Annotated in this window: 9 protein-coding genes; 1 reads left to right on the top strand and 8 read right to left on the bottom strand. The window is 41.7% G+C overall.

The genetic code is table 11. From position 1 onward, the window contains the following. The 7 genes from PSF67_RS19590 to lptM all read right to left on the bottom strand — a co-directional run. A partial coding sequence (locus tag PSF67_RS19590) for a hypothetical protein (protein ID WP_272677505.1) occupies nucleotides 1-611 on the bottom strand: 611 nt, incomplete at its 3' end. Nucleotides 612-835: 224 nt separating this feature from the next. Then, a complete protein-coding gene (gene uvrD, locus PSF67_RS19585) occupies nucleotides 836-3,007 on the bottom strand; it encodes a DNA helicase II (protein ID WP_231068266.1) in 2,172 nt (723 codons plus the stop codon). A 78-nt stretch (nucleotides 3,008-3,085) separates the two neighbouring features. Continuing rightward, complete coding sequence (yigB, locus tag PSF67_RS19580) at nucleotides 3,086-3,802, bottom strand: 5-amino-6-(5-phospho-D-ribitylamino)uracil phosphatase YigB (RefSeq protein WP_210843089.1); 717 nt, start codon at nucleotides 3,800-3,802, stop codon at nucleotides 3,086-3,088. Continuing rightward, nucleotides 3,802-4,731: a tyrosine recombinase XerC gene (xerC, locus tag PSF67_RS19575; RefSeq protein WP_272677504.1), complete on the bottom strand. Its 930-nt coding sequence runs from the start codon at nucleotides 4,729-4,731 to the stop codon at nucleotides 3,802-3,804. Before xerC ends, yigB begins: the two co-directional genes overlap by 1 nt. After that, nucleotides 4,713-5,417, bottom strand: a complete 705-nt coding sequence (locus tag PSF67_RS19570; protein ID WP_102139910.1) for a DUF484 family protein — start codon at nucleotides 5,415-5,417, stop codon at nucleotides 4,713-4,715. Before PSF67_RS19570 ends, xerC begins: the two co-directional genes overlap by 19 nt. Before the next feature lie 24 nt (nucleotides 5,418-5,441). Next, complete coding sequence (gene dapF, locus PSF67_RS19565; RefSeq protein WP_102139884.1) at nucleotides 5,442-6,266, bottom strand: diaminopimelate epimerase; 825 nt, start codon at nucleotides 6,264-6,266, stop codon at nucleotides 5,442-5,444. A 21-nt stretch (nucleotides 6,267-6,287) separates the two neighbouring features. Then, nucleotides 6,288-6,473: an LPS translocon maturation chaperone LptM gene (gene lptM, locus PSF67_RS19560; protein ID WP_272677503.1), complete on the bottom strand. Its 186-nt coding sequence runs from the start codon at nucleotides 6,471-6,473 to the stop codon at nucleotides 6,288-6,290. A 235-nt stretch (nucleotides 6,474-6,708) separates the two neighbouring features. Here lptM and cyaY point away from each other — a divergent pair, with 235 nt between their 5' ends. After that, on the top strand, nucleotides 6,709-7,026 hold the full coding sequence (gene cyaY, locus PSF67_RS19555; RefSeq protein ID WP_166263947.1) for an iron donor protein CyaY: 318 nt from the start codon (nucleotides 6,709-6,711) through the stop codon (nucleotides 7,024-7,026). Nucleotides 7,027-7,069: 43 nt separating this feature from the next. On the opposite strand, the gene PSF67_RS19550 is transcribed toward cyaY, so the two are convergent. Beyond that, on the bottom strand, nucleotides 7,070-9,643 hold the full coding sequence (locus PSF67_RS19550) for a class I adenylate cyclase (protein WP_166263945.1): 2,574 nt from the start codon (nucleotides 9,641-9,643) through the stop codon (nucleotides 7,070-7,072). Nucleotides 9,644-10,074: the final 431 nt, after the last annotated feature.

Raw genomic sequence — 10,074 nt, 5'->3', positions numbered from 1 at the left:
CCTTCTTTATTAATCGTTTCATTTCTTGTTTTCTTATAATCAATAATTAGCTCCTGTTGTAACTGCTCAATTTCAGCGAGTGCATTATTAATATGTTTGGACTGATTATTTAATTGAACAATATTTTTTACCGCATCAGGTTCTAATGGCACTATGAATTTGTGTGAGATTTTCGCTTGCAATATTTTATTGGTAAGGTCATCACTAACAACATGGTCGTTTTTTACTTTTATCCAATTATTAATTGGAGAATTATATAAATGTATATTATTCATATCTAAGTTATTAAACGTTGTGTTATCACGAGAAAAATAAGCCTGATCATTTATGATGGTTTTCTTCGTTGTTGCAATTAGCTCATTCATTTTTAGAAAGGTTTCTTTATGTAAAGAAACCTTACGACTTACAAAGTTATTCTTACGATATAAACCCATTGTAACTTTCTCGGATATATCAGATCTGTTATCCCAATACTGATTATCTATCTCAGTGAAGTTACGACCTATCGCCTTTTCCAAGTCAATCATACGCTTTAATCTGTTTTCGATTGACTGCATCAACCGCTCTATTCGTTGGAACTTAGCATTATTCAAATCAAAATTGATATTCATACCTAGCCTCTTAATAAATAAAAAATCGCCAATTAATCTTGGCAATTAAAATGCTATCTTATTTATAAAAACATAACTAATTTATTATTAATATAATAAAAAAGAAGAGATTAGGTTTAATAAATATTATTAATTAAAGGTTAATAACCCTAACAATTATATTTATTATTGTTATATCAACACCACCAAATATATATGAAGATGTTGATATCTATAATATAAAATTATAAATTTTCTAAGCGAGCATATGATGCCACCAGCCATTTAATCCCTTGCCCTTGAAAAGCGATTTGTAGACGACAGTGCTCGCCACTACCTTCTAAATTAATAATTGTGCCTTCACCAAATTTTGGGTGCATCACTCGTTGGCCTAACGAATAACCCGAATCATTTTGGCTAATCGGGGTTCCAAGACGCTGGTGGCTAACAGGACGAGAAACTGTCGCTCTTAAACGTACTTCTTCCACACACTCGGTGGGTAATTCACCGATAAAACGTGAAGGACGGTGATAAACTTCTTTACCATATAACCGACGGCTTTCAGCGTAGGTGATCGTGAGTTTTTCCATTGCTCGGGTAATACCGACATAGGCAAGGCGACGCTCTTCTTCAAGGCGACCGCTTTCATCCATCGACATCTGGCTTGGGAACATACCTTCTTCCATTCCCACAATGAATACAACTGGAAACTCTAGGCCTTTAGCTGAATGCAAAGTCATTAATTGAACAGCATCTTGGCTGACATCCGCCTGCCCATCCCCAGCTTCCAATGCCGCATGAGAAAGAAAAGCCTGTAATGGCATTAAATCTTGGTCTTCATCTTGATAACTAAAGTCACGAGTCGCGTTGACTAGCTCTTCCAAGTTTTCAATACGTGCCTGTGCTTTTTCACCTTTTTCTTGTTCATACATCGCTCGTAAGCCTGAGTCATTAATCACTCGATCAGCTTGAACATGTAATGGCATGTCTTGGGTTTCTTTAGCTAATGCATCGACTAATTCTAAGAAACGCTCAATTGCAGCGGCTGCCCGCCCTCCCAAAACCTGCTCGCGAAGTAAGTACTCACAACTTTCCCATAATGTCAGTTGTTGATCCCGTGCAGTTTGGCGAACAGTATCTAACGTTCTGTCCCCAATCCCACGTGTTGGTGTATTGACCACCCGTTCAAAGGAGGCATCATCATTGCGGTTTGCGATCAGCCTTAAATAAGAAAGCGCATCTTTGATTTCTTGGCGTTCAAAGAAACGTTGCCCACCATAGATACGATATGGCATAGCACTTTGGATGAGCGCTTCTTCCAATACACGAGACTGGGCATTACTACGGTACAGCATCGCGCAATCTTGTAAAGCTCCCCCATTTTCATGCCATTGCTTAATACGCCCAACCACATAGCGGGCTTCATCTAACTCATTAAAAGCACAATAGAGGGAAATTGGCTCGCCATCTCCACCTTCCGTCCATAAATTTTTTCCTAAGCGGTCACTATTATTCGCGATCAATGTATTCGCTGCTTTTAATATATTATTCGTTGAGCGATAGTTTTGCTCAAGACGGATAGTTTCTGCACCAGGAAAATCATTAAGAAAGCGCTGGATATTTTCGACTTGAGCGCCACGCCAACCATAGATTGACTGGTCATCATCACCAACAATCATGACTTTGCCTGTATCCCCCGCGAGTACACGGATCCATGCATATTGAATATTATTGGTATCTTGGAATTCATCGACAAGAATATTGGTAAAACGCTCACGATAATGCTGCAATACATGAGGCTTGTTTAACCACAGTTCATGGGCACGTAATAGTAGCTCAGCAAAATCCACGAGCCCGGCTCTATCACAGGCTTCTTGGTAAGCTTGGTATACTTTTAGCCATGTGGCTTCGACTGGGTTTCCGTAAGCTTCAATGTGCTGAGGACGCAGACCCTCATCTTTTTTACCATTGATGTACCACATCCCCTGACGTGGTGGCCATTGTTTTTCATCTAAATTCATCGCTTTAAGTAAACGACGAATTAAACGGTATTGGTCATCGCTATCGAGAATTTGGAAATCTTGGGGTAAATTGGCATCCATATAGTGTTGGCGTAATAAACGATGCGCTAAACCGTGGAATGTTCCTATCCACATACCGCCTTCACTGGTTCCAATCAATTGATTGATTCTGTGCCGCATCTCTGCCGCTGCTTTGTTCGTGAACGTCACTGCCATAATTGAAAATGGAGAAGCATTTTCCACAGACATCAGCCATGCGATTCGATGCACTAGCACCCGAGTTTTACCACTACCCGCCCCCGCAAGGACAAGTAAATTGGTACGCGGTGCGGCAACCGCTTCGCGCTGTTTGTCATTAAGACCTTCAAGCAGATAAGAGACGTCCATAGTTACCATCAAAGCAAAACAGTGGCTAACACCACTGTGAGGTTATTGACAATGGCGAGTGCCACTGTTTTTTTATACAGTAAATGATTATACCAATGATAAGAGAGAATCCAACCGCGAAATTTCCACATGCGGTAATAAACGCACCTCTTTCTCTTCCATCAGTGTTTTTTGATTTGTGTTGATCCAGCAGGCTTGCATACCGCTGTTAATTGCACCTTCAACATCCGTCAGCAAGTTATCCCCAACATGAAGAATAAACTGTGGCTCCATCTCAAGCCGCTTCGCAGCTAAACGATACATATCACAAAATGGCTTTGAGCGGCCGTCGGGCCCTGCTTTCAATACAAATTGAAAATATTGGCCTAACCCACATGCTTCAGGCTCTGCATTTCCATTAGTAATCGCCACCAGCGGAACTTTCTCTGCGAGCTGACGCAGTGTTTCATGGGTGGATTGTGGGATATCGATTCTATTTCGCCAATATGTGAAGTGCGCCATGATATCATCCGCCCCTTTTTGTGCGGCTTCTTTCGAGTAACCATAATGGCAAAGCATCATTTTGGAAGAAAGCCAACGCCAGCGTGATATATCATGATAAATATCAGGCTCTTGTTCTTCAACAAGACGCCGAAAAGCATAAAGATCTTCATTCTTAAAATGATTAAAGCGCGGATCATATTCACGAACAAAACGTAAAACTTCTTCTTCCGTTTTATCAATAACGGGATGGTTATCGTAAAGCGTGTCATCCAAATCAAACGTGATCGCCAAAATGGGTGATAACGGACGGTAAAAATGCATTAAGGTTTCTCCCTCTTTGCTCTCGGATGAGCCACATCATAAACGTTTGCTAAGTGCTGAAAATCAAGGTGCGTATAGATTTGTGTCGTCGATAAATTTGCATGCCCAAGAAGTTCTTGCACTCCACGTAAATTCCCACTTGATTCAAGGATATGTGTCGCAAAAGAGTGGCGTAATTTATGGGGATTAATGTGGCTATTAACCCCTTGTTTTATTCCCCATTGCTCAAAACGTTTCTGTACGTTCCGATTCGAAATACGTTTACCACTTTGGGTTGAGATAAAAACAGCATCATCTTCAGGGTCATAGAGTTCTCGCATCTCAAGCCAACGCTGCAGCCAGCTCACCGCTGTTTTACCCATTGGCACTCTGCGCTCTTTGCTCCCTTTTCCCATCACCCACACTTCACCCGTATTTAAATCAAGATGACGAACGTCCAGCCCAACGAGCTCAGATAAACGTAACCCCGCGCCGTACATCACTTCAAGCATTGTTCGGTCACGTACAACAAGGGGGTCGCCACTATCCATATTCAACAGTTGGGAAACTTCATCCACATCCATATTTTTAGGGAGACGCTTTTTGGACTTAGGGGCATGAATTGCTTTTGCCGGGTTTGCTGGTAGTTCCCCTTGATGAACCATCCAATCAAAAAAACTACGCAGCGATGATAACCGCAACGCCATACTTGCCGCTTGCAAGCCCGATTTACGACTTTTAGCGGCAACATTGCGCACAATAGTCGTATCCACTTTTTGCCATTCGTGGATATCTAAGGAGGCTAACATTTCCACGATAACGCTGAGTTGGCGGCGATAATTAGTGATAGTAACAGGGCTTAGCCGGCGTTCAACTCGCAAATAATGCAGAAAAGCTTCAATTTGGCTCATCAGCCCTTCTGGCTGATTTTTTACAGGCGTTCTATCCATTGGCATAATAACCTCGGTAGAATTTGAGCGACTTTTTCCAACATGACTGTTCCCATATCATGTTGATAGTGTTCACGATCCCGGCTAGTAAAAATGACCATACCTGATTCACCGTGATGACCAAACAGTGAAATAGCGACTGAGCCGACATTTAATGCATCCGGTAAAAGTAGTTGGATTTCAGGGCCATTTAGCCGACCGAGGTAGTTACGGTTATCGCCAAACCGTTGAATTCTTACGGGTTCAAAGACACGACGAGAAATAACTAATTGATGTGCATCCATAGGTGCGGACAAATGCCAGCTATCGCTAAACAAGCGTACCTGAGCACCGGATAAACCCAGTCTTTTTGCCCAACGATTTAGTGCTAACAGCATTTGCTGTAAACTTTCTGCTGATGACATTTCAATCACCAACACTAACAACTCTTCAAAAAGCTCCACATTTTCATGAGCTTGTTCAACCATAAAACGAATATCTTGTTCGAGCTCTTTGATTTTCAACCGTTGACGGCTCATCACTAACTCAGGCAATGAAATCGCTTCCCGCACGACATGTGGGACTTTTAGTTGCTCCAACAGTTGTGCATTACGAAGAAAAAAATAGGGGTTTTCCGTTAAGTAGCGCACGACATCGAGCTCATCAATCTGATGAACCAACTCCTGTGCTTTTTTGGTTTTATCCATTTTTCCCTCTTCAGCTATTCAAAATTAGAGTTGAATGACTCCGTCATAAACATGCGTTGCAGGGCCTGTCATATAAAGTGGCGACCCTGGGCCTTCCCACGCGATATCTAATGAGCCCCCCGGCAAATCGACTTTGACCCGCTTAGCCAGTAGCCCTTGAGTAATTCCAACTGCGACAGCCGCGCATGCTCCGCTACCACAAGCTTGAGTTTCCCCAGCCCCGCGTTCATAAACACGCAAGCGAATGTGGTCAGCGCTGATAATTTCCATAAAACCAATATTGGCACGTTCTGGAAAACGCTCATGATTTTCTAAAGCGGGGCCTAAAACTTCGACTTCTGCCGTATGAATACTTTCAACTTGAATCACACAATGCGGGTTACCCATTGAGACAACCCCACACAACACTGTACGTTCTTGTGCTCGAATAATATAGGTCTTTTCTTCTTTGACGGCGCGAAATGGCACTCTCTGCGGTTCAAAATCAGGTTCGCCCATATTAACGCTGACATCATCATTCTCATTTATGGTTAATGTCATACGGCCGGACTGAGTACTGACTTTAATTTTTTGCTTATTCGTTAAGCCTTTGAGCCTAACAAAACGAGCAAAACAACGGGCTCCATTGCCACATTGTGCAACTTCACTGCCATCCGCATTAAAAATACGATAATGAAAATCAAGGTCAGGGTCATAAGGAGCTTCAACTAATAGTAGTTGATCGAACCCAACGCCTGTGTGCCTATCTGCTAACCGACAAATCAATTCAGGCGAAAAATACACATTTTGTGTAACACCATCGACAACCATGAAGTCATTGCCTAAGCCATGCATTTTAGAAAATTGCATTTCACGCTCCATAGAGGCGACTTACTGATTATTTGTGGTTTGAACCGGCTCTTTGGCAGTACTGTCTTGTGCGGTAGGTTGCACATCAGATGCCTTAGCCGGAGCTGCAGTTTCTTCTGGCGGAAAATACAACGGGCCTTTTAAGCCACAGCCAGAAAGGGTAAATAAAACAACTAGTGCACTAAGCCCAATTAAACTTTTTTTCATTCTTTTTCGCCCGTAATACTTACTTTTGACATCTGATATTTTACACAATAACAGGAGTGGCCTCGCAAATCACGCCTGTTTATCCAGCATGCTGATATTATATACTTTAGGCTAAATTTAGTCTGAAATTTTTAGTGGGTATGCTTAGATTGACCCCAATGTAGGTTCCCTCCTATAATTTCAATTAACAATAATAATTTCAATTAAACCATTGTGAGCAAACAGGAAATTAATCGTGAATGACAGCGAATTTCATCAGCTAGCCGAAACGCTACTAAGCAGCATCGAAGAGCATTTAGATAACTATGAGGGTGATGCCGATATTGATTGTGAAATCAATGGTGGTGTGATGACGCTTAGTTTTGAAGATGGCAGTAAAATTATTATCAACAAACAAGAGGCATTCCACCAAATATGGTTAGCAACTAAACAGGGTGGGTACCATTATGATTATAAACAAGGTCATTGGGTTTGTGACCGCTCAGGGCATGAATTTAAGACTAAACTAGCCGAGGCAATTGCTTTTCAAAGCCAAGAGCCCTTTTCATTCTAAGCGTTACGAGTTTAGACGGTGGGCAGCGTTATACTGCCTACCATCAATAATAGTGCGCTTGTGGGTGCTGCGGTTGGCTCGAATGCATTTCATACCCCATGTCATCATCTTCTGCCGTAAATGGCCATGTCCCGCCAGAAAATGCAACAACTTGGTTTTTACCATCTTGATTAATGATTTGGTAAAATTGCGGTAAATTGAAGTTGATAAAATTTGCACCATAGGTAAACCGGTCGTGGGAAGAAGAATAGAATTTACTCACATCACGGACAAGATCTTCTTTCGACCCTTCACAGTGGGAATAAATTTCAACCCGATTCGCTTCATCTAAAACATAAATATTAAAACCGGTATTGTCTGCGGTATTTTCAAAGAAAAACTGTACAATCCCTTCACTCGCATAGCCATCAACAACGGCAGGCAAATGGTTGTCACTCTTCGCCTGAAGTTTAACTGGCCAGCCATGCAGCTTGTTATGGGAGATAGCCCCATAGAACTCAACCGCATTCTCAAGTTTTTGTACGGATACATTCAGGCGCTCAAAGAATAAACCCCACGTTTGCCCCGCGATACGTAATGCTTTAAAACGCCCAGGGTCATTTCGGTTGCTCGATAAACGTAATTCAACACACTCAGATATTAGCTGTTGTACACGGGTACGAATCAACCCACGTAAGTGCTCACTATAACAAAACACCTCGACCGCTTCAGGAGGCGATGCATCTTGATGCATTTTCCCTAAAATGGTCTTAAGTGCTTCTAACATGCACTGTTCTCCGCTGAAATGTAGCGTTCTTACCTCATTCCACGAATTGCGATATAACAAATCAATGCTACCGATCAGGCATTGTTGTGATTCGCCAAAACTGAAAATATCCAGTTTTCTAAAATCAACATGAACGACTTGCTCTGAATATACCTGTGTTGGGTCTTTTTCTAAATTAACAATGATTGCAAGATGGCGAATTTCACACGGGCTATAAAGCGCTTTTGGCGTTGGGGCGGGCAACCTAATAGGAAAATGACTTGAAACATCGTGCATTAGCTCAAGCAGTTTTCGTTCATCACACTGGGATTTCCCATTATGCATATAAACTTGGGTTGTCTCAGTCAGCAGACCATTAAAATACGCCCACGCCACTAATTTATTTAAATAGCGGTTATATTCAAGAGGTTGATGCCCAATAATAGCATCAATATTTGGTGCTTGGTTATACAGATACCAACCACTCCGGTTCGCGCGCCCTTCTGGCACATAAATAAAGGTGAGATGCGCTTCGCTTAAATCAGGTGAAATTTGGGGGTTAACTAATGTCACCTTACCAGGAAGGGCCTCAAAAGCCGCATATAATTTACGGGTTAATACCCCAATATCTTGTGGGCTTGCACTAACACTTAAATTATTTCTACGCGCAAAACGAATAAGATTACGATAACTTTGCATCATCGTGTCAAGTAACTCGTTATGCGCCTCACGGACACGCTCAATTTTCCACTGATTACGCGTATCGAGTATCGACAAACGCGCTGATCCCCACCCCCATGATTCAACCAACTGAGACAACACATCACGACGCCAGCCTGAGCACGTGTTAGCGTCTTCTTCAGACAATTTTTCACACACTTTCAAGTAGAAACAGCGACGGATAAGGTCAAGGCGAGTTAAATCATTAATTTCAGTCAGGTAACGTGTCACTCGCTCTAACATTAAACAGTATGAATCCAAGCCGTAACACACGATTTCGCCAGCATGTAAATGACGCTTAAACTCCATCGCTAATAGTTTGCCATTGGGATAGTCCCATGAATAGGACTCCAGCAAGATACTCTTCAACACGGCTTTATAGGGGGAATCGACACTTTTGTACAACTGCCATAGGCTTGCACCGAAATATTCCGCAGCAGAAAGTTCGCTTAACCCGCCTAAATCAAGCCATTCATTAGGCGTTAGCACGCCTTGTGCATATAACCCCATAACATATTCATCGTAATGCTGCTCTTCTTCAACCGGTACCATGGTCCACAGCAAACGTTTACCCGCCATACGCACAGCAGTTCGATAAAATTCATCTAATAATAGAATGTGTTGCGTTGAACCACAGTTCTCCCCACCTATATGCCCACTGGCATGATGACGAAAACGATTTTCATCGATTAGAAAAACAGTGACATCAATGCCTAAAGACGCTGCCCACTGTTCAATTAAGGTGCACTTCTTTTGCAAAAAACGTTTTTCTTCGTGGTCTAACCAAGAAGGATGACAAACCCAAACGTCGATATCTGAACACTGACTTTGCCCAACAGATGAAGTACTCCCCATCGAGTAAATACCCGTAATCGGTAATTCACCATTCGTTTCGGTTTCAATCGTGGGCAGAAAACGCGCAAAAGGTTCCAACCATTTTTTTTGCTCTGTATCAGGAGAGAAAAAACAGACACCATGAGGCACATTACCTTCAATAAAACCAGGTATCATTGGATGATGATAATGAAACAAGACAGGCAGCAAGCTATAAACCTTCGAGAAGGCTTCACTCATAGAAGCTGTTGCACGTTCCAACCGTAATTGGTTTATCGCATCCAGTCTTTGTTTTAAGGTTTCAATATAGAGATACAAAGGTTACGCCTGATTGAATGAAAGTAATACAAACCGGAGAATTTCCCAGCACCCAACAGATAGAGATAGATTTAAAATAATTTTCAAATGGATTGTCGGAAACGTGATCAATTTAACACCTTGCATCAAAAGGGTAAAGTAGATCACATAATTTTACGCGCTTATTTTTGATACAAAATGCTTTTCAACATATTGTATAAAAAGGCTTTTTATTTTTTAATCTGTAAAATACCCCTTGTTTTTCAATGGAATAATTTCTTTTTACCCAGTTGTTTAGTAAAAAAGCAAAATAGAATGATATTAAGTACAATACGCACAGCGTCTGTGCTTACACGCTTCAACACGAATTAACAGAAAACACAGAATGTTCCACGCAAAAAATAGCACGATAAGCTAAAGAAATCACTTAATAGCAGTTCTAGGTCATCTCA

This window comes from Providencia sp. PROV076 (genome assembly GCF_028483405.1).
In the GTDB taxonomy this organism is placed as follows: domain Bacteria; phylum Pseudomonadota; class Gammaproteobacteria; order Enterobacterales; family Enterobacteriaceae; genus Providencia; species Providencia huaxiensis.
This window is presented reverse-complemented; position numbering and strand designations above follow the sequence as displayed.